The organism is Kitasatospora misakiensis (assembly GCF_042656005.1).
In the GTDB taxonomy this organism is placed as follows: Bacteria; Actinomycetota; Actinomycetes; order Streptomycetales; family Streptomycetaceae; genus Kitasatospora; species Kitasatospora misakiensis.
In genome coordinates, this window is record NZ_JBHSOF010000017.1 from 115982 (window position 1) to 135259 (window position 19278).

Consider the following 19278-nt stretch of genomic DNA (forward strand, 5'->3'; position numbering starts at 1 on the left):
TCGTCTGCCGCGTTCGGATCCTCGTCTGCCTGTTCGCTACTGGTTGGTGACCAGTGCGAGTCCGACGTCGCAGTCGGGGGCTCGGCGTTGGTTGGGTCGGGACAACGCTCCATCGGAGTGAGACACGGCTTCCGCGGTGTCGGGGCGGTCAGTCCCCAGGAGCAGCCGACGTTCTGAGTCTTGGAGTCGCCCGCATCGCCGCCGCCGAGCGGGCCTCCGAGGGCAAGTTGACGCTCGTCTCCGAGGACGGCGCCCGCGCCGAGGAGTTGGACGAGGTCGTCGTCCTGACCGGCCTGCGTCCGGACCTGTCCTTCCTCGCCCTGACCGGCTACGAGCAGGTCCGCTCGGTCGCCGCCGCCCTCGCCGGCGACCCACGAAGCCGCGGCGCGCGTCGAACTCACCCTCCCCGAGACGGGCGTCTGCGGCGGCGCCGGCCTCTACGACCAGCGCGACACCCCTCAGGAGCAGGACGGCGGCTGCTGCGGAACCCCCGCTGCACCTCAGCTCATCACCCTCGGCGTTCCTTCAGCCAGTCGCGGCCCCGCGCCGCGCTGGCCGGAATCCCGATCAGCCGCCTGCTGAACCGGCGCGGCCCGATGACGGCAGGCTCCGCTGCTTGGCGAGCACGGGTGACACCTCGCCTGAGGAGGCGCAGTGCCGGTAAGAGATCGAACCCGTTGAGTCGGGAGCCCCGAGTGATGGCTACTGAGAGTAGCGAGATGGCGTACTGCCCAGTGCTGGCAAGGGCAAGAAGGCATCATCGTGAGTTCGATCTGCCCCTGCTCATTTCGCACTCATTTCACATCGCGAGCCCCAGAGGTACTGGGGCCGACCCCTTTCTACGCGTTTCCGCAGGTCAGGACCCTGCCTGACCTGCGGAAACGATGAGAGATCGACCTGCGTTTCCGCAAGTCAGAGGCACCCCTACAGGTCGTAGTAGAGCTCGAACTCGTGCGGGTGGGGGCGGAGGGCGATGGGGGCGATCTCGTTGGCGCGCTTGAAGTCGATCCAGGTCTCGATGAGATCCGGGGTGAAGACGTTGCCCGCGAGGAGGTACTCGTGGTCGGCTTCGAGGGCCTCCAGGACGGCGGGGAGGGAGGAGGGGACCTGGGGGACGTTGGCGTGCTCCTCGGGCGCCAGTTCGTAGAGGTCCTTGTCGACCGGCTCCAGCGGTTCGATCTTGTTCTTGATGCCGTCCAGGCCGGCCATCAGCATGGCGGAGAAGGCCAGGTACGGGTTGGAGGAGGGGTCGGGGGCGCGGAACTCGATGCGCTTGGCCTTGGCGTTGGAGCCGGTGATCGGGATCCGGATCGCGGCGGAGCGGTTGCGCTGCGAGTAGACCAGGTTGACCGGGGCCTCGAAGCCGGGGACCAGGCGGTGGTAGGAGTTCACCGACGGGTTGGTGAAGGCGAGCAGCGACGGCGCGTGCTTGAGCAGGCCGCCGATGTAGTAGCGGGCGGTGTCGGAGAGTCCGGCGTAGCCCTGCTCGTCGTAGAAGAGCGGCGAGCCCCCGGTCCACAGCGACTGGTGGACGTGCATGCCCGAGCCGTTGTCGCCGAAGATCGGCTTCGGCATGAAGGTGGCCGTCTTGCCGGCCCGCCAGGCGACGTTCTTGATGATGTACTTGAACAGCATCAGGTCGTCGGCGGCGTGCAGCAGGGTGTTGAACTTGTAGTTGATCTCCGCCTGGCCGGCCGTGCCGACCTCGTGGTGCTGGCGCTCGACCTCCAGCCCGGCCTTGGCGAGCTCCAGGGACATCTCGGCGCGCAGGTCGGCGAAGTGGTCGACCGGCGGGACGGGGAAGTAGCCGCCCTTGTACTTCACCTTGTAGCCGCGGACGTCGCCCTCGGTGGAGCCGGTGTTCCAGGCGCCGGCCTCGGAGTCGATGTGGTAGTACGAGGCGTTGGCGCTGGTGTCGAACCGGACCGAGTCGAAGACGTAGAACTCGGCCTCGGGGCCGAAGTACGCGGTGTCCGCGACGCCGGAGGAGGCCAGGTAGGCCTCGGCCTTCTTGGCGACGTTGCGCGGGTCGCGGCTGTAGGCCTCGCCGGTCACCGGGTCCTGGATGAAGAAGTTGATGTTGAGGTGCTTCTCCCGGCGGAACGGGTCGAGCCGGGCGGTGGCGAGGTCGGGGACCAGGGCCATGTCGGACTCGTGGATCGCCTGGAAGCCGCGGATCGACGAGCCGTCGAACATCAGGGTCTCGGACGGGTCGAACGTCGCCGCGGGTACGGAGAAGTGCTGCATGACGCCCGGCAGGTCACAGAAGCGGACATCGACGAACTTCACGTCGTTGTCCTGAATGAACTGCTTCACTTCGGCGGCGTTGTTGAACATCCATCCTCCTCGGTGTTGCGAATGGGGCTCACCCTAGGAATGGGCCGTTTCTGACCGGTAACCCGGTCGTTTCCTGAATGTTAACCGCAGCCGCCGCACGGGCGGCAAACTCGTACGGGCCTGGACAAAACGCCGCCCTCGGCCAGCTGGGGGCGGTGAAGTGGTCTGGACCACTGAAGAGGGGTGGTGGAAAGCCGGCGGCGGCCGATTCACTCTCCGGTGGCAAGCGGTGGAGGGGCCCGCGGCCGACCGGCCGGGGCGGCGCGGCCCGGGCGGGGGAGTCGGGCGGGGGAGTCGGTGGCCGTCCCGGGTGTTCGCCCGGTTAGTGTGGATCGGTGGACACCAGAGAAGCGTTGGGATCGTGGATCGACGGCCCGAAGGCGGCCGCCGAGAAGATGGGCGCCGACTTCGGCTACCGCGGTGAGCGCCTCGGACTCCCCAAGGAGGGCCCCGGCTCGATCGCCGGACCGGGTCGCCGGGTGGGCGCACTGCTCGTCGACGGCTGGCTGGTCAGCCTGATCGCCTTCGGGCTGATCGGCAAGGGGTCCCCGGGCTCGGCCAACATGTGGACCACCCCGCTGTTCTTCACCGTCACGGTGCTGCTGCTCGCGACCACCGGGACGACCGTCGGCAAGCGGCTGTTCGGCCTGCGGATCATCCGCCTCGACGGCAGCCGGGCGACCATCCCGCAGGTGCTGCTGCGGACGCTGCTGCTCTGCCTGCTGGTGCCGGCGCTGGTCTGGGACCGGGACACCCGCGGACTGCACGACAAGGCGGTCGGCACCGTCGAGGTCCGGATCTGAGGTCCGGATCTGAGCTCCGGATCTGAAGCGCCGGAACGTGGAGCTGAGCGCCCGGTCGGGCGCAGAACGTCGAACGGCCCCGCCGCGGAGCTTCCGCGGCGGGGCCGTTCTCTGTTGACGGGGGGAAATCAGCGAGCCTGGCCGCCCTTGGGCATCCGGGCGCCCTTGGGCATCGGGCCCTTGGGGATGGGCGCCTTGGAGAGCAGGTCTCCCAGGGCGCGCAGTCGGTCGTTGGTCTCGGTGACCTGGGCGGGCGTGATGGCGCGCGGCAGACGCATCAGGTGGATCTGCAGCTTCTTGAGCGGAACCTCGCCCTCGCCGTTGCCCACCACGATGTCGTGCACCGGCACGTCGCCGACGACCCGGGCCATCTTCTTCTTCTCGGACGCGAGCAGCTGGCGGACCCGGTTCGGGTTGCCTTCGCCGATCAGCGCGATGCCGGCCCGGCCCACGGCGCGATAGACCGCGTCCTGGCTACGGGTGACGGCCACCGGGGTGGAACTGGCGCTCCAACCGCGCTTGATGTTGTTCAGCACCGCCGCGACGGCGCCCGGCTGCCCCTCCATCTGTCCGAACGCGGCGCGCTCGGCCCGGCGCCCGAAGACGATCGCCATGGCGAGGAACGCCACGATGAAGCCCAGGATGCCCAGGTAGACAGGGTGCTCGATCGCGAAGCCGATGGCGAGGAACACGCCGAAGGTCAGCAGGCCGACGCCGGCGATGATCAGGCCGATCTTGGTGTCGACCTTCTTGGTCATGGTGTACGCCAGGCGGATCTGCTTCAGTCGCCCGGGGTTCTCGGATGTTTCCCTCGCCATAACGCTCATGGTACGTGGCACGGGTACGGGATATCCAAGCCCGGGTACCCGTTCGCCCCGAACCGTAACCCGGGTGCCCCCGTTTCCGCCGGTGTGTCCTGTCCCGCCCGGCCCCAGACGGGCCCACCCGGACCCCGCCCGCCCCCACCGGCGCCGCGCGGGATCAGTGCGGATCAGTGCGGGATCAGTGACGCACGCCGCCCGCCGGGGCGGTCGCCGGCCGGGCGTCCAGCTCCCGTGCCGCCGCGTGTTGGCGGTTCTCGCAGACGGCCGCCCAGGCGTTCCGCCGGGCCCGGCGCTGGCCGCCGGCCAGCAGGACGCTCTCGGCCAGCCGCAGCGCGGTGCTCACCGACCGGAAATCGACCCGTACATCGACCCGCATGCCGAACAGCTCCCCTCGGGCCGAGCGGACGCGCTCGGAGGTATGGCTGAGAAGAATCGAACACTCATGACGACGTCATCGTCCCCACTCCGTGTTACCAGGTGGTGACCAGGCAGTCAAAGTCCGATGAAGCGAAAGGGGCGGAGCCGAAGCCCCGCCCCTCCGATGGCGCAAAACCGCCGTGCAAAACCGCCGCTGAAGCCCGTCGGACCGCCGTCCGTCAGACCGCCGGGGCCGGGGCCGGGACGGCCGCCTGCGCCTGCTGCTCGCGGTGCTCCAGCGCCTGCCGGTACAGCCGGCCGGCGCGGTAGGACGAGCGGACCAGCGGACCGGACATGACCCCGGCGAAGCCGAGCTCCTCGGCCTCCTGCTGCAGCTCGACGAACTCGTGCGGCTTGACCCACCGCTCCACCGGGTGGTGGCGCAGCGACGGCCGCAGGTACTGGGTGATGGTGATCAGCTCGCAGCCGGCCCCGACCAGGTCGGCCAGCGCCTGGCTGACCTCCTCGCGGGTCTCGCCCATGCCCAGGATCAGGTTGGACTTGGTGACCAGCCCGGCCGCGCGGGCCTGGGTGATGACGTCCAGCGAGCGCTCGTAGCGGAACGCCGGGCGGATCCGCTTGAAGATCCGCGGCACGGTCTCGACGTTGTGCGCCAGCACCTCGGGGCGCGAGGAGAAGACCTCGGCCAGCTGCTCCGGCACCGCGTTGAAGTCGGGGATCAGCAGCTCGACGCCGGTGCGCCCGGCCTCGCGGCCGGCGGTCATCGCGTGCACCTGGCGCACGGTCTCGGCGTACAGCCAGGCACCGCCGTCCGGCAGGTCGTCGCGGGCGACGCCGGTGATGGTGGCGTAGTTGAGGTCCATGGTGACGATGGACTCGGCGACGCGGCGCGGCTCGTCCCGGTCGAAGTCGGCGGGCTTGCCGGTGTCGATCTGACAGAAGTCGCAGCGGCGGGTGCACTGGTCACCGCCGATGAGGAAGGTCGCCTCGCGGTCCTCCCAGCACTCGAAGATGTTGGGGCAGCCGGCCTCCTGGCAGACCGTGTGCAGCCCCTCCTTCTTCACCAGCGACTGGAGGGCGTTGTACTCCGGGCCCATCTTCGCGCGGGTCTTGATCCACTCGGGCTTCCGCTCGATGGGGGTCTCGCTGTTGCGGACCTCCAGGCGGAGCAGCTTCCTGCCGTCGGGCGCGACAGCGGACACGTGCGACTCCTAGAACTAGACGGGGTACCCCCAGGGTACGCCTGTGCTTGTACGGCCTTCGCCGGGGCTCGGACCCCGCAATCGCAGGGCAACAGGGCTACCGGCGGGTAGATTCCCGGGCGCGTCGACGATCTGCGCCGACCCGCCCCGACCAGGCCCGACGGCCGGGCCAGACAGTCCGGCTCAGCGGCCCGGCACCCGGGCTCAGCGGCCCGACGGCCCGGCTCAGCGGCCGGCCACCGGCTCCGGCAGCTCGGCGAGCACCTCGGCCAGGTGCTTCTCGACCAGCGGCAGCGCCTCGGCGACGGGGAAGGCCCGCCCGAGCTCGCCGGCCAGCGAGGCCACCCCGGCGTCCCGGATCCCGCACGGCACGATCCGGTCGAACCAGGTCATGTCCGGATCGCAGTTCAGCGCGAAGCCGTGCATGGTCACCCCGCGCGCGACCCGGACGCCGATCGCGGCCAGCTTGCGGTCGTCGCCGCGCTGCCCCGCGTTGGACGGCGCGTACTCGGGTCCGGCCAGCCGTGGGTCGATGCCCAGCGGCAGGCCCATCCGCAGGGTGAGCCTGCCGATGTCCACCACCTGCGAGGGGTCCACCACCGCGTCCGGGATGTCCCCGCCCAGCACCCAGACGCCGCTGCGGCCCTCGACCCGGGTGGTCCCCACGCCGACCGCGCCGCAGGCGCGGATCAGCGCCTCCTCCAGCCGCCGCACGTACGCGATCACGTCGATCGGGTCCGGCAGCTTGACGATCGGGTAGCCGACCAGCTGGCCCGGGCCGTGCCAGGTGATCTCGCCGCCCCGGTTGACCTCGACCACCGGGGTGCCGTCCAGCGGCAGGTCCGCGGGGTTGGTGCGCTTGCCCATCGTGTACACGGGCTGGTGCTCCAGCAGCAGCACCGTGTCCGGGATCTCGTCGGCGACCCGGAGCGCGTGCAGTCGCTGCTGCTCCTCCCAGGCCTCCTGGTACGGGACGGCGCCTTCGCCCATGCCCATCCGGACGAAACGAACGTTCTCGCTCACCGTTGCTGCTCCTTGCCAGGCGTTCGAGACCAACCTCGCCACTGTACGCCCCGACCCGTACGGACCGTCCAGGCGCCCGTTCACGGCCGGACGGCACGCGCGTTCACGCCTCCGCTCACGCCCCGGGCCACGCCTCCGCTCACGTCCCCGACAGCAGCTGCAGCCGCAGGGCCAGCTGGAGCTCCAGCGAGCGCTCCGGGCCGTTCCAGTCCGGGCCGAGCAGCACCTCGACCCGGTCCAGCCGCTGGACGACGGTGTTCACATGGACGTGCAACTCGTCCTTGGCCCGGGTCAGGCTGCCGCCGCAGTCGAAGTACGCGCGCAGGGTGCGGACCAGCTCGGTGCCGCGCCGGGCGTCGTACGCCAGCAGCGGGCCCAGCGTCGCGCGGACGAACCCCGCGACGTCGTGGCCGTCGCCCAGCAGCACCCCGAGGAAGCCGAGCGCCCGCGCCGAGGCGCCCTCCCCGTCCCGGCCGAGCACCCGCAGCGCCCGGACGCAGCGCAGCCCCTCGGCGTACGCGCCGGCCAGCGCGACCGGCCCGGCGGCGGGGCGGCCGGCGCCCACCGTGACCGGGAACCCGGCCAGCCGGGCGAGCCGCTCGGCGGCCCGTTCGGCCGCCCGCTGGGCGACGTCCCCCGCCGCCCCGCCGACCTCGTTCCCGGCTCCGACGGCCCCGGCCCCGTCCCGACCGCCGCTGTCCGGGACCAGCAGCACCACCGCCTCGCCGTGCTCCGCGCTGATGCCGCGCGAGCCGAACAGGTACCGCCCGGCCGCGCCCGCCAACCGGGAGCGCGCGGCGCCGTCGTCGCCCCCACCGCCACCGCCACCCCCACCGCCACCGCCCGGCTCCGCGACCAGCACCAGGTGCGGACGCCCGAGGTCGACGCCGAGCCGGCGCCCCCGCGCGGTCAGCCCGGCCGGGTCCCGGTCGGGAGCGGTGAGCAGGTCGGCCAGCAGCTCGCCGCGGACCCGGTTCTCCGTCTCGGCGACGGACCGCCGCAGCAGCAGGAGCAGCGCGGTCACCACCCCGGCCCGCTCGAACAGCCGCCGGTCGGCGTCGTCGAGGTCCGGCCGGCCGCGGAGCACCAGCGTGCCGAGCTGCTCCTGCCCGGCCAGCACCGCGCACACCCAGGCCTCCTCGTGCGGCACCGCGCGCCCCTCGGCCCGGGAGGCGGCCGCCGCCTCGGCCGGCCCGGCGCCCGGCGCGGCAGCTCGGCCGGCCAGCGGTTCGCCCTCGGCGTCCAGTACGGCTATCCCACCGCCGAGCAGGGCGGCGACGGCCGCGGCGACGTCCGGCACCTCGGCTCCGCGCAGCACCAGGTCGGTGAGCCGGTCGTGGCCCCGCTCGGCGCGCTGGACGGCGGCGGAGTGGGCGCGGATCAGCTCGTTGGCGCTGTTCAGCTCGGCGAGCGCGGCCCGGGTGTCGGCGAGCGACTTGGCGGTGTCCAGGGCGATCGCGGCGTGCGCGGCCAGGGTGCAGAGCAGTGCGACCTCGTCGGGGGAGAAGGCGCGCGGTGAGCGGTCGGCGGCGAACAGCACGCCGATCACCCGGCCGCCGAGCAGCAGCGGGACGCCGATGATCGCCACCAGGCCCTCGTCGAGCACGCCCGCGTCGATGACGCCGGTGTGGTGGAACCGGTCGTCGGTGCGGTAGTCGGGGGTGGCGTACGGGCGGGCGGTCTGCGCCACCAGGCCGCCGAGGCCGTCGCCGAGGCTGAGCCGCAGGGTCTGGAAGAGCACGGAGACCGAGCCGTCGGTGACCCGCATGTAGGTGTCGCCGGCCGCCTCGTCCGGGAGGGTCAGATAGGCGGTGTCGGTGCCGAGCAGCATCCGGGCCCGGCGGACGATCGCCTGCAGCACGGCGTCCAGGTCGCGGGAGGCGGCGAGGTCGCCGGCGGTGTCGAAGAGGGCGGTCAGCTCGGCCTCGCGGCGCCGGTGCTGGCGCAGCGTCCGGTGGACGCGCAGGGCCTGCCAGGTGGCGTCGTCGATCTCGCTCAGCACCTCGGCCGGCGCGCCCCGCCGGCGCGCGTCGGCCAGGACGTCGGCGAAGTCCTCGGTGGCGGCGCCGGAGGCGAGCAGGTCCAGCAGTCGCCGCAGCGCGGGCGCCGAGCCGGGGTGGAGGTCGTTCATGGTACGGCCGCCAATCGGCAGTGGGTGTTCGTGTCCCGGGGAGGGAAGCGCGATGTTAGCTGCTCAGCCCGGGTGGCCGTACGGGGCCGGCGTCCATGCGGTAATGGACGCCGGCCGCCGGACGGTTCGTCAGGCTGTAGCCGCTTTCCCGACGATCGCGCTCCCCACTCCCTGCCCCTCTTCCCCTTCTTCTTCCCCTTCCACCTCCGCGAGATCGTTCCCCCGGGTCTCCCGCCCGCACAGCACCGCCAGCACCGTGATCACGGCCGCGATCGCCACGTACACCGAGATCGGCGTCGAGCTGCCGTAGTCCTTCAGCAGCGCGGTGGCGATCAGCGGCGCGGGTGCGCCGGCGGCCACCGAGGCGAACTGCGCACCGATCGACGCGCCCGAGTAGCGCATCCGGGTGGCGAACAGCTCGGAGAAGAAGGCCGCCTGGGGCGCGTACATCGCGCTGTGGAAGACCAGCCCGACGGTCACCGCGAGCACCAGCGACCCGAACGACCTGGTGTCCACCAGCCCGAAGAAGACGAACGCCCACACCCCGACGCCCACCGCGCCCACCAGGTACACCGGCTTGCGCCCGACCCGGTCGGAGAGCGCCCCGAACAGCGGGATCAGCGCGAACTGGATCGCGGAGGCGATCAGCACCGCGTTCAGGGCGGTCTGCTTGGGGAAGTGCACGTGCGAGACGGCGTACGCCAGCACGAACGTGGTCATCACGTAGTACGAGATGTTCTCCGCCATCCGGGCGCCCATCGCCACCAGCACCTCCCGCCAGTGGTGCCGCAGGACGCCGACCAGCGGTGGCTGCTCGACCTTCCCACGCTGCTCCGCCTTGGCCAACGCCGCCTTGAACAACGGCGACTCGTCCACCGCCAGCCGGATCCACAACCCCACCCCGACCAGCACCGCCGACAGCAGGAACGGCACCCGCCAGCCCCACGCCAGAAACGTGGCCTCCGACTGGAGGCCCGTCAGCAGCGACAGCACACCGGCCGCCAGCAGGTTCCCGGCCGGCGCGCCGCCCTGCGGCCAGGACGCCCAGAACCCGCGCCGCCGCGCGTCCCCGTGCTCCGACACCAGCAGCACCGCGCCGCCCCACTCCCCGCCCAGCGCGAATCCCTGCACCAGCCGCAGCGCCGTGAGCAGCACCGGCGCCGCGACCCCGATCGAGTCGTACGTCGGCAGACACCCGATCAGCGTGGTCGACCCGCCCATCAGCAGCAGGCTCACCACCAGCAGCTTCTTCCGCCCCACCCGATCCCCGAAGTGCCCGAACACCAACGCCCCGATCGGCCGCGCCGCGAACCCGATGGCGTACGTGAGGAACGACAGCAGCGTCCCCGTCAGCGGGTCGCTGTGCGGGAAGAACAACTTCCCGAACACCAGCGCCGCTGATGTTCCGTACAAGAAGTAGTCGTACCATTCTATGGTCGTTCCTATGAGGCTCGCGGCCACAACTCGTGGCAGCGAGCCTCTTGCGCTTTGTGGCGTGTCGGCGCCGCTCATGGTCACCACTTCCAGATGGGGGACGGTGTTGCCACAAGGTAGGAACTCCCTTGTCGGGAGCCCATGTTGGCAACACACACACCATCGGTGCTCGATGTGGGCTGGGAATCCATATGCCTCTGAGGTGAGGCGCCGAGCCAGGTGGTTGACGCGGTTGCCTCGTGAGCTCGTGAGTACCCGTGCTGACTTGGTGCTGACCTGGAGGCACCTCTGATCACCCCTCCTCACCCCCACTGGACCTGACCGCCTGATCCCGAACGCAAGGAGAGGGGCGCTTCAGCGCTTTCTGGCGGCGCGCATTGTACGGTCACACTCCGAGTCAAGGTGAGCAATTCGCACTACTAGGAGCAAACTCCTGAAAGCAGATGGTCACGCGGGTTACTGTCGGTTCTGTGTTTGCAGCAGAACGTCGCCAGTTGATCCTTGAAATGGTGCGCGCCAACGGAGCGGTCTCGCTCCGGGAGTTGGCCCGCGTCGTCCAGACCTCCGAAGTGACCGTGCGCCGCGACGTACGGGCCCTGGAGGCAGAAGGGCTCCTCGACCGCCGGCACGGCGGCGCGGTGCTCCCCGGCGGCTCCAGCCGCGAACCCGGCTACTCCTACTCGCAGAAGACCCTCCTTGCTCCCGTCGAGAAGAACGCCATCGCAGATCTCGCAGCCGGCCTGGTTCAGGCGGGCGACACCATCATGGTCGGCGCGGGGACCACCACCCTGGAGTTCGCCCGGCGCCTCGCCCGGATCCCCGAGGTCACCGTGGTCACCAACTCGCTGCCGATCGCCCTGGCCCTGGCGCACGCCAATCGCGTTGAGGTGGTGATGACCGGCGGCACCCTGTCCTCCGGGGGCGCACTGGTGGGCAGCGATGCCGAGGACATGTTGCGGGAGATGCGCACCGGCAAGGCGTTCCTCTCCGGCGGCGGTCTCACCGCCGAACGCGGGCTTTCGACCGCCACCATGCTCTGCGCGAGCGTGGACCGGGTGATGGTGCAGTCGGCCGCCGAGGTGATCGTCCTGGCCGATCACACCAAGCTCGGCGCGCAGTCCATGTTCCCGACGGTGCCGACCGAAGCCATTACCCGGCTGGTCACTGACCAGCACGCCACCGCCGACGAGCGGACCGCCTTCGAACTGCAGGCGCTTGCCGACTGCGGGGTGCAGATCGACCTGGCCCCCCTCGGCCCGGCGGCCGGATCCCACATTCACGACCAGGTGGCGCCCGTGACTCAACCCCGCCTGGTCCCCCTCCCCGCGCAGCGCCGTTCCGCCCACCTGCCGGCACGCCGCAGGTAGGTCTCGATGGCCAGCCCGCCAAGGGCCCACTGCAACCGTCGCGCCCGGCGGCCGGGCGCGACGGTTGCGCGAGATCACAGCGCCGAGGGAAGGACGCCTTGCGGAAGGTGACCGAGCCAGAACGCCGCCGTTGACCGCCCTGTGATGCCGGTGGTTGACCCGTCGTGAACCAGCACTTCGGTGGGGGCGACGTAGCCCTCACCGGGGTCGATACGGATCCGCAGGCACTCCATGGACCATCGTGCGACGAATTCCGCGACATCGTCGGTGTGCGGGTATCGGTCGGCGTGGTCACCGGGGTACAGCTCTCGGCAGATCCACGTCGCATCGAACTCGCCGATGAGCAGGTATCGCGGCGCAGGCCCCAGATTGACCATGAGCCTGCGCCGCGAGTCCAGGCGGTTGGCGCAGGTCTGCTGGTCCCAGTTGTCCAAGTGCAGCCCGATGCGCAGGCCGTCATTCTCCGGGTTCACCGTTGTCGTCAAGGTATCCCCGGTGCAGGTCATCGCGCCACGGTAGGTGGCATCGGTGGACGGCAGTACTGGAATGTCTGCACGTCCCTGGCCGGCTCCGATGATGGCGGCGAATACCTCACTGGGGAGCCGGACGATCTCGACCATCCGGCGGGCGTCTGTCGCACCCCGCAGTTGCTTCGCCTGGGATGTGGTCAACGGCCTCCAGTCTCCCCGCGGAATCACGGCGCGACTCTCGTAGCCCGTGTCGTTCGTACCCACCTGCCGCGTGCCGCCGACGCGGCACCGCCGGAGGATCTCGCTGACGCCGGCCTCAATCGGGAACAGCTCCATGACCTTGTCCTCTCGAAAATGGTACGGCGGCCTGCCGCCCGGATTCGGAGATCCAGACGGCAGGCCGCCGTGGGCTACCTGGCTTGTCGCGTCAGACGCGGGTACTACCGCTTCTTCTTCGACCAGTCGTTCCAGCCGAAGCCGGAGAACCGCTCGTGGGTACCCGGGGTCTCAGCCTCCTCGGCGGCCTCGCCCACCGCGACCAGCTCGACCGTCACGCTGGCGTCGACAGCCAGCGTTTCGATGATGTCCTTCATGCTGCACGCTCCTTCGAAGCGATATCCAGAAGCGCCAGAATCGGCGCCTTTTGGGTGTTGCGGCAGTAAGCCGTTTCTGCGGACACGAAGGTCCCGTGCTCGAAGAAACGGTTGCCGGCCTGCGCGCCGAGGCAGAAGGTGTAGAACTCGCAGGTCCGCTCGCACGTGTCGAGCGCCACCTGAAACTCCTGCACGTAGCGCAGCCCCTGGGCCTCGCCAATGATCGACGAGATGTCCTGCCGCAGGACGTTGCCGGCTACGAAGTCCCCGTATTCGGGGGCCTTGTGGCCGGCAAGCTCGGGGGAAAGGAGGACGACGTCGCCGGTCACGGTGACCGTCGGGATCGGGTCCACGCGGTATTCGTCGCGACGGCGGGCGCGTTCCTCGTGGGACGCTCGCAGATACTTGCCCAGCCTGTCGACCTCCCGGACGCGGATGGCGTTCGGGCCCTGCTCGCGAGTCCAGTTGATGACTTCGGTCCAGAACTGTTGCACACGCTCGGCGTTGAGCTGCGGCCGGTCCTGGTTGAGACCTTCGGCTTCCTCGATGTTGAGTCCGATGCCATAGGCCCCGAGGGACACGAAGAAGTCCAGGATGTCTCGGGTCTGGTCGATGCTCTCCTCGGTGATCACGGAGATCACGTCGAACGGCACCTCGCGCTGGCGGAGCCGTTCGATTCCGCGGACGATCCGGTTGAATGCCGGCCGGCCCTTGCGGTCGACACGCTGAGCGTTGAGGTGGGCCGGGCCGTCGATGCTGATGCCCATGTCGATCCGGTGCTCAAGGATCATGTCGATCCACCTGTCCGAGACCAGGGTCGCGTTGGTTTGCATCCCGTGCTCAACGATGCCGGCGTTGACCAGCTCGCGGAACGGGGCCAGGAGCTCGGTGAAACGCGGCACCCCGAGGGACATCGGCTCACCGGCGTGCCAGATCACCGCCACCGGCACACCGTCCGAGTGATCCATCGCGCCGATTGAGGTGGCGATTGCGGTGGCCACCTCCACGCTCATGGGCGTCTTGGCATCCTTGTTCGGTAGGTAGCAGTAAGTGCACGCGAGATTGCAATAGCCCGTCGGCTGCACAACGACCGTCCGCGGCTTCCGGGCGATACGCCTGTCAAACCGGCTAGTCGCCAAGTTGGGCATCAGAAACCCCCAAGGTGTAGAAGTGGTGATTCTGGGAAAAGCCTTGCGAGCTCCGACGTCATCCCGCCCTTGTCGACGGAGGGTGCATAACCGGAACCGACCACATTGGCAGCCTTCCTACGGGGCGCTGCTTTTGTCCTTCATGAGGTTGGTACCGACCCCCGTCCACCCGCGCCGTACGGAGGTGGACGGGGGGCATTGCGGCGGGTCACTAGGCGACCTGGGTGGGATCGGCATTGCTGTTGTGCAAGTGGTCCCTGTGCATCTCGGCGGCCTTCTGAATGTAGAAGCGCCGGACTTCTCGAAGGCCATGCGACCAACGCACGTAGTCCTTCTTGACCAGGTCCCAGACGCCCCAGCAGACCAGGGAGCGGAAGTGCGGACTCTTCGGCCCAATTTCTCGGACCTCGTATCGGGCTTGCTCGGTCGCGCTGAGGGTCATCAGGCAGCCTCCTGACCGGTGTTGCTCTTGCGAGCCCAGTCCAGGGTGGAGTTGAACGAGTAGAACCTCAGTGGTGCCGCGTCCGGTGGGGGCGCCTTCACGAGTTCGTCCTTCTCGTTGTTCTTCATGACCCAGCAGGGACTACCCGTTCCGGCGGGGTCGGCGATGGGGAGGATGGTGTACTTGCTCACCGTCTCGGGGCCACCTGGATGAAGCCACCGGCCTTCTCGACCATGTGGGAGGCCTCGTTGAACTCGCCGTCGAGCGGGGAGATCGTGGCCTTGCTGGGAACGAGAACCGCAGACGCTTCACCGGACTTGATGCGATCCACCGCGGCCAGAAAACGGCTGCGACGGTCCGGCGACCTGCCCAACTCGTCGTCCAACACGGTCAGCGAGATGGCCCAGCCGTGTGCTCCCGCGTACTCCTCGCAGCGGCGCATCTCGATCTCGGGGAAAGCGGTGCTGGTCTTGGCCAGGTAGATCACCACCTGAACCTGCTCGGTGCGCTCAAGGACGGTGGTGGGGGTGGGAGTGATTGCCGGCGGGGGCGGGGGGATGGGTTGCGACACAGCACGGCTCCGATCCGTAGTGCGATGACTACCCGGGATGGCTTACTGTCCTCTACGCTCAAAATGCTTTCAACCTTGCGGATTGGAAAGAAAGGGAGCCCCTTGAACATCAAGCCGCTCGCGCCGGACAGCTCGCCGCAGGCCTCGTTTGGCGCCCAACTGCGGACTCAGCGCGAAGAGTTGAGGATGACGCAGGATCAGTTGGCCAAGCGCACGGGCTACTCGCCCGGGCATGTCTCATCCGTGGAAACCGGTAGGAAGTCGCCAACTTTGCCTTTTGCGCGCAAAGTTGATCATGCGTTCGACACGGGGACGAAGTTCGCAAATTTGTTCTTGGATGTGCGGGCATCTTCCCTGCTGCAAGGCTTCGGTCAGTACGTCGCCCAGGAAGCGAAGGCGGACGAGATCCGGTGCTTCGAGGTCGGCATCATCCCTGGTCTACTCCAGACCAAGGAGTATGCGGAGGAGCTGGCCGCCGCCGCGCTGAGTCGGGGCGCGATCGGCCAGGGGCAGGCGGACGAGAGGTTGAAGATCCTGGCTGGCCGTCAACGGTTGCTCACCCGCCAGCCGCCCCCGCGACTGTTCGCGGTGCTGGACGAGAGCTGCATTCGTCGCCCCATCGGAACCCCTGGCACTATGGCTGCCCAGCTGGAGCACCTGGTCTCCGTCGCAGCGCTCCCTCACGTGACGCTCCAGGTTGCGCCGTACTCTATGGGTGCAGGCCGTGGTCTCGATCTGCCGATCTACCTGCTGGGGCTGCCGGATCACACGGTGGCCGCCTACTCGGAGTCTGCCCAGCAAGGTTCATATGAGCGTGATCCCGAAGCGGTGAGGCCACTGCTCAACGCCTACCATCATCTCCAAGTGGAAGCGCTACCGCAGGCCGCATCCGTGGCGCTGATCAGGAAGGTACGAGAGGAAGTCCAGTGACCGAACCCGCATGGTTCAAGTCCAGCTACAGCAACAATGGCGGCGCTTGCGTAGAGGTGGCCGCCAACGTCCCTGATGCCGTTCCCGTTCGTGACTCGAAGGACCCCCACGGTCCTGCCCTGGCCTTCTCTCCCACTGCCTTTGGTGCCTTCGTGGCCGCTGTGAAGGCCGGCGAGTTCGGCGAGGTCTGACGGCCAGCAATAGAGGCCCCTGCTCGATCAAGCAGGGGCCTCTTGGTCTACTCTTCGACGTATCGGAGCCACTCAGGGTCACGACTTCCGTGGGATGGTGGACGGTATCGCCACAAGGTAGGAACTCCCGGATTTCGGCGCTATGTGACCGGCTCACATATCCCAGCCCCGACGCCTATCCCGCAAAAGCCCGCCCCCGCACCGGAGATCGGTGCGGGGGCGGGCTTTTGCGACTGGCCCGGTGCCCTCGCTGTTCAGCGAGGGCACCGGAGCGGCAACTACCGGGAGCGGAGGCCGAGCCTCTTTCGAACCACCGACAGACAGTCGGGGCAGGCAAGGACGAACCAGCCGGGACCGCTGACCGCCTCGATGTGGGCGGCGACGGTGACATCCGGACGCTGTCGGCGACAGCGAGAGCAGAAGTCCCAGTCTTCGTTTCTCGTGGGCTGATCGGCCTTCGGCTGAGGTGGAATCGGAAGTGTTGAGGGGGAGGGGCGGATAGGCTCGCGCATGTCGTCAGCTCCGATGCAGCTGGTGGCGTCGGCCTCGGATCGTTCCCGCGATCCGAGGCCTCTTGCGTTGCCGACTGTATCCACCCCTATCCCTACCTGTCCATACCTGTCCCCTCCTGTCCGGGCCTATGGCTGGAGGTCATCCCCTGTGTACGGTCATGCCGTGATCGAGTTCGACCCGACCCAGCCGAAGTGGCAGCAGATCGCGGACCTGCTGCGTGCACGCATCGCGAGCGGCGAGTATCCGCATCAGCACCTGATCTCCGAGGTGCAGCTGGAGCGCGAGTTGGGCGTCAACAGGAAGACCGTCCGCAAGGCGATGGACGCCCTTCGTTCCGATGGCCTGATCACGACGACACCAGGGATGGGTTCCTTCGTCACGGGGCCCGGCTCATGACCCTCGCCCGCCGGGTCACCGGCGGGCGAGGGCACTGGCCCACTCCATGGCCGCTGTGATGTGCGGGCCCTGGAGGCCGACGTGCGGGTCGGGTTGGATCAGCGGCGTCGGGTACCCAGTGTCGGTGCGCTCGGCGGCCCGCAGGTGGTCGAGTCCGGTGAAGTCGTCGTCGATCAAGACGGCCGGGGCGTTGCCAAGCCCGTCGGCGACGTAGTCCCGCTTCCGCGGATGGCCGTCGGGATGGCTGGTGGGGATGGGGGGACGAGGCAGGTGCTGGATCTCGGTGACGAGCTCCAGTGCGACATGGCCGTCCGTGCACGCCGCTTCGACGTTGCCCGCGCCGGCGTGCGCCTCGGCGCGGGAGATGAAAGCGGCCCATGACTCGGATCGGCTGATGGCGTCTCGCAAGTCGCGCTGGAGCAAGCCCTTTCGCCGCCGCCCCTTTGAGATGCGCTCTCCGACGAGCCTGTCGATTCCCGCCACTGGACACCCCGAGGTCTGTGATCGGGATCCTGGGGCTCGGCAAGGGCGGGTTCGGGCTGTGGAGTGGGAAGTCGGATCCGCCGACTTCCCACTCCGGGTGGAGCCCCCTCGGCAATTGCCGAGGGGGCTCCGGTGTTGAGCATTCTTGACCTTGCCCGCTCCGCCGGAATCGGCGGAGCGGGCAAGGGTCCAACCCTCCTCGGGGCTCAGTGCGCCGTCCAGGCGCCGTCGAGGGGGAGGGAGGTGCCGGTGATGTAGGAGGCGTGGGGGAGGCAGAGGTAGAGGGCGAGTTGGGCGACCTCGGTGGGGTCGATGAGGCGTTTGACGGCGGTGCGGTCGAGGAGGACGCGCTCGACGACCTCCTCCTCGGGGATGCCGTGGGCGTGGGCCTGGGCGGTGATCTGGTGCTCCACCAGGGGGGTGCGGACGTAGCCGGGGTTGATGCAGTTGCTGGTGACCCCGTGCGGGGCGCCCTCCAGGGCGACGGTCTTGCTGAGGCCCTCCAGGGCGTGCTTGGCGGTCACGTAGGCCGACTTGAAGGGGCTCGCGCGCAGGCCGTGGACGGAGGAGATGTTGACGACCCGGCCCCAGCGCCGCGCGTACATGTGGGGGAGGGTGCGGCGCAGGATGCGGAACGGGGCCTCGACCATCACCCGCTGGATCTGGATGAAGCGTTCGAGCGGGAACTCGTGGATCGGGGCGACGTGTTGGAGGCCGGCGTTGTTGACCACGATGTCGGCGTCGGTCGGCAGGGCCTCCACCGCCTCCGGGTCGGCGAGGTCGGTGATGTGCGCGACGCCGCCGATCCGCTCGGCGAGCCGGCGGGCCGGGTCGGCGGCGAGGTCGACGACGTAGACCCGGGCGCCGGCCGCGGCGAAGGCCTCGGCGCAGGCCCGGCCGATGCCCGAGGCGGCCCCGGTGATCAGGGCGGTGCGGCCGTCGAGCGGGCGCGCTGAAGTGGTGTCCATGGCCGAGAACGGTAGGAACGGGGCGGCCGGGCTCCTATGGGGTGGCTCCCTACAGCACCCCGGTGAACTGTGGTGTTCTCCGCTATGACGGTTGACGGCCGGCAGAGGCCTTGCAAGCGAAACCCATCCTGAGGGGTCTTCCCCACAATGGGCGTGGATGCTTCACCCGTTCGGAGGATTGCTCGGTCAGAACCACCCATAGCGCCCGAATGCTCGCTACATTCACGCCGATTCCCGACAGGGGGCGTCGCCACAGGCAGCCGAACCGCTGGTGGAGCCGGTGCGGCGTCCGAGAGGTGTTGACTGACTATGCCCCAAAGGCCTGCAACCGACAGCCCGGCGTACGGACCGCTCGACCCGCTCGACCAGCACCGGGGTCCGGTCGCCCGGGCCCTTCCGGACGCCCCCGACGCCCCGACCGCCGACGAACTGCGGCTGCCCGAGCAGGCCACACCCGAGCGGCACGTCCCGGAGCGGCACGCGCCCGACCGGCACACGCCCGAGCGGCCGGCCACCGAGCGGCACCAGACGGCCGGCACCCAGAACCTCCAGCTGGCCGCGCTGATCGAGGAGGCCGGCTTCTCGCACGCCGGCCTCGCCCGCCGGGTCGACCAGCTCGGCCTGGAGCACGGCCTCGACCTGCGCTACGACAAGACCTCCGTGACCCGCTGGCTCCGCGGCCAGCAGCCCCGCGGCGCCACCCCGGCGCTGATCGCCGAGGTGTTCACCCGCCGGCTCGGCCGCCGCCTCACCGCGCAGGACCTCGGCCTGGACGCCTGCGCCCCGGTCTACGCGGGCCTGGAGTTCGCCGAGACGCCGCAGGAGGCGGTGGACATCGTCGCGAGCATGTGGCGCAAGGACAACGGGCCGCAGTCCGAGCTGCGCCGGATCGCCTTCACCCCGGCCGGCCTGGTGGTGCCGAGCCGGGACTGGCTGATCGGCCGGACCGACGAGCGGGTCGCCCGGGACGGCTCCACCCTGGCGCGGCCCGACCCCGGGACGGGCGCGCCGCCCGCCCGGGCGCCCGCCACCGCCGGCCCCACGGCGCGCGGCCCGCTGCCGGGCGCCCCGGCC

General features: G+C 69.6%; 20 protein-coding genes and 2 pseudogenes. 7 read left to right on the plus strand and 15 right to left on the minus strand.

Translation table 11 applies throughout. The features are described from left to right. Window positions 1–191: 191 nt before the first annotated feature. Window positions 192–582 (plus strand): annotated as a pseudogene (locus tag ACFP3U_RS15785) (hypothetical protein); the annotation flags it as partial. A gap of 342 nt (window positions 583–924) precedes the next feature. On the opposite strand, the gene glnA reads toward ACFP3U_RS15785, so the two are convergent. Continuing rightward, complete coding sequence (gene glnA / locus ACFP3U_RS15790) at window positions 925–2337, minus strand: type I glutamate--ammonia ligase (RefSeq protein ID WP_380226138.1); 1413 nt, start codon at window positions 2335–2337, stop codon at window positions 925–927. Window positions 2338–2672: 335 nt separating this feature from the next. Here glnA and ACFP3U_RS15795 point away from each other — a divergent pair, with 335 nt between their 5' ends. After that, a complete protein-coding gene (locus tag ACFP3U_RS15795) occupies window positions 2673–3140 on the plus strand; it encodes an RDD family protein (RefSeq protein WP_380226139.1) in 468 nt (155 codons plus the stop codon). A 128-nt stretch (window positions 3141–3268) separates the two neighbouring features. Here the strand turns inward: ACFP3U_RS15795 and ACFP3U_RS15800 are convergent, their stop codons facing one another. From ACFP3U_RS15800 to ACFP3U_RS15825, 6 genes are all read right to left on the minus strand, one after another. After that, the gene (locus ACFP3U_RS15800) at window positions 3269–3958 is read right to left on the minus strand and encodes a DUF4191 domain-containing protein (protein WP_380226140.1); all 690 of its coding nucleotides are present in this window, start codon (window positions 3956–3958) and stop codon (window positions 3269–3271) included. A 184-nt stretch (window positions 3959–4142) separates the two neighbouring features. Next, on the minus strand, window positions 4143–4340 hold the full coding sequence (locus ACFP3U_RS15805; protein ID WP_380226141.1) for a hypothetical protein: 198 nt from the start codon (window positions 4338–4340) through the stop codon (window positions 4143–4145). Window positions 4341–4560: 220 nt separating this feature from the next. Next, entirely contained in the window at window positions 4561–5544 is a 984-nt protein-coding gene (locus ACFP3U_RS15810; protein ID WP_380226142.1) for a lipoyl synthase, read from the minus strand. Window positions 5545–5769: 225 nt separating this feature from the next. After that, window positions 5770–6540: a lipoyl(octanoyl) transferase LipB gene (gene lipB / locus ACFP3U_RS15815; protein WP_380226160.1), complete on the minus strand. Its 771-nt coding sequence runs from the start codon at window positions 6538–6540 to the stop codon at window positions 5770–5772. A gap of 166 nt (window positions 6541–6706) precedes the next feature. Next, window positions 6707–8698, minus strand: a complete 1992-nt coding sequence (locus ACFP3U_RS15820; RefSeq protein WP_380226143.1) for a helix-turn-helix domain-containing protein — start codon at window positions 8696–8698, stop codon at window positions 6707–6709. Window positions 8699–8827: 129 nt separating this feature from the next. Next, the gene (locus ACFP3U_RS15825) at window positions 8828–10210 is read right to left on the minus strand and encodes an MFS transporter (protein WP_380226144.1); all 1383 of its coding nucleotides are present in this window, start codon (window positions 10208–10210) and stop codon (window positions 8828–8830) included. 365 nt (window positions 10211–10575) lie between these two features. On the opposite strand from ACFP3U_RS15825, the gene ACFP3U_RS15830 reads away from it, so the two are divergent. Beyond that, window positions 10576–11499: a DeoR/GlpR family DNA-binding transcription regulator gene (locus tag ACFP3U_RS15830; RefSeq protein ID WP_380226145.1), complete on the plus strand. Its 924-nt coding sequence runs from the start codon at window positions 10576–10578 to the stop codon at window positions 11497–11499. 74 nt (window positions 11500–11573) lie between these two features. Here the strand turns inward: ACFP3U_RS15830 and ACFP3U_RS15835 are convergent, their stop codons facing one another. The 6 genes from ACFP3U_RS15835 to ACFP3U_RS15860 form a co-directional block, all read right to left on the minus strand. Next, complete coding sequence (locus tag ACFP3U_RS15835) at window positions 11574–12305, minus strand: hypothetical protein (protein WP_380226146.1); 732 nt, start codon at window positions 12303–12305, stop codon at window positions 11574–11576. A gap of 104 nt (window positions 12306–12409) precedes the next feature. Continuing rightward, entirely contained in the window at window positions 12410–12562 is a 153-nt protein-coding gene (locus ACFP3U_RS15840; protein WP_380226147.1) for a hypothetical protein, read from the minus strand. Continuing rightward, the gene (gene amcB, locus ACFP3U_RS15845; protein ID WP_380226148.1) at window positions 12559–13710 is read right to left on the minus strand and encodes a cyclophane-forming radical SAM peptide maturase AmcB; all 1152 of its coding nucleotides are present in this window, start codon (window positions 13708–13710) and stop codon (window positions 12559–12561) included. Before amcB ends, ACFP3U_RS15840 begins: the two co-directional genes overlap by 4 nt. Window positions 13711–13921: 211 nt before the next feature. Next, on the minus strand, window positions 13922–14152 hold the full coding sequence (locus tag ACFP3U_RS15850; protein WP_380226149.1) for a hypothetical protein: 231 nt from the start codon (window positions 14150–14152) through the stop codon (window positions 13922–13924). Further along, window positions 14152–14343, minus strand: coding sequence for a hypothetical protein (locus ACFP3U_RS15855; RefSeq protein WP_380226150.1), 192 nt, complete (start codon window positions 14341–14343; stop codon window positions 14152–14154). The genes ACFP3U_RS15850 and ACFP3U_RS15855 overlap by 1 nt, the downstream gene beginning before the upstream one ends. Next, a complete protein-coding gene (locus ACFP3U_RS15860; RefSeq protein WP_380226151.1) occupies window positions 14340–14642 on the minus strand; it encodes a recombinase family protein in 303 nt (100 codons plus the stop codon). Before ACFP3U_RS15860 ends, ACFP3U_RS15855 begins: the two co-directional genes overlap by 4 nt. A gap of 183 nt (window positions 14643–14825) precedes the next feature. Here ACFP3U_RS15860 and ACFP3U_RS15865 point away from each other — a divergent pair, with 183 nt between their 5' ends. The 3 genes from ACFP3U_RS15865 (at window position 14826) to ACFP3U_RS15875 (ending at window position 16753) form a co-directional block, all read left to right on the plus strand. After that, complete coding sequence (locus ACFP3U_RS15865) at window positions 14826–15653, plus strand: helix-turn-helix domain-containing protein (RefSeq protein WP_380226152.1); 828 nt, start codon at window positions 14826–14828, stop codon at window positions 15651–15653. Further along, window positions 15650–15844 (plus strand): DUF397 domain-containing protein, encoded by a 195-nt coding sequence (locus ACFP3U_RS15870; protein ID WP_380226153.1) that lies wholly within the window; start codon window positions 15650–15652, stop codon window positions 15842–15844. Before ACFP3U_RS15865 ends, ACFP3U_RS15870 begins: the two co-directional genes overlap by 4 nt. Window positions 15845–16519: 675 nt before the next feature. After that, complete coding sequence (locus ACFP3U_RS15875; RefSeq protein WP_380226154.1) at window positions 16520–16753, plus strand: GntR family transcriptional regulator; 234 nt, start codon at window positions 16520–16522, stop codon at window positions 16751–16753. A 15-nt stretch (window positions 16754–16768) separates the two neighbouring features. Here the strand turns inward: ACFP3U_RS15875 and ACFP3U_RS15880 are convergent, their stop codons facing one another. Further along, the gene (locus ACFP3U_RS15880) at window positions 16769–17236 is read right to left on the minus strand and encodes a hypothetical protein (protein WP_380226155.1); all 468 of its coding nucleotides are present in this window, start codon (window positions 17234–17236) and stop codon (window positions 16769–16771) included. Window positions 17237–17442: 206 nt separating this feature from the next. Next, window positions 17443–18204, minus strand: a complete 762-nt coding sequence (locus ACFP3U_RS15885; RefSeq protein WP_380226156.1) for a 3-hydroxybutyrate dehydrogenase — start codon at window positions 18202–18204, stop codon at window positions 17443–17445. A 309-nt stretch (window positions 18205–18513) separates the two neighbouring features. Between ACFP3U_RS15885 and ACFP3U_RS15890 the strand changes: the two are divergent. After that, window positions 18514–19278, plus strand: a pseudogene (locus tag ACFP3U_RS15890) (hypothetical protein); the annotation flags it as partial.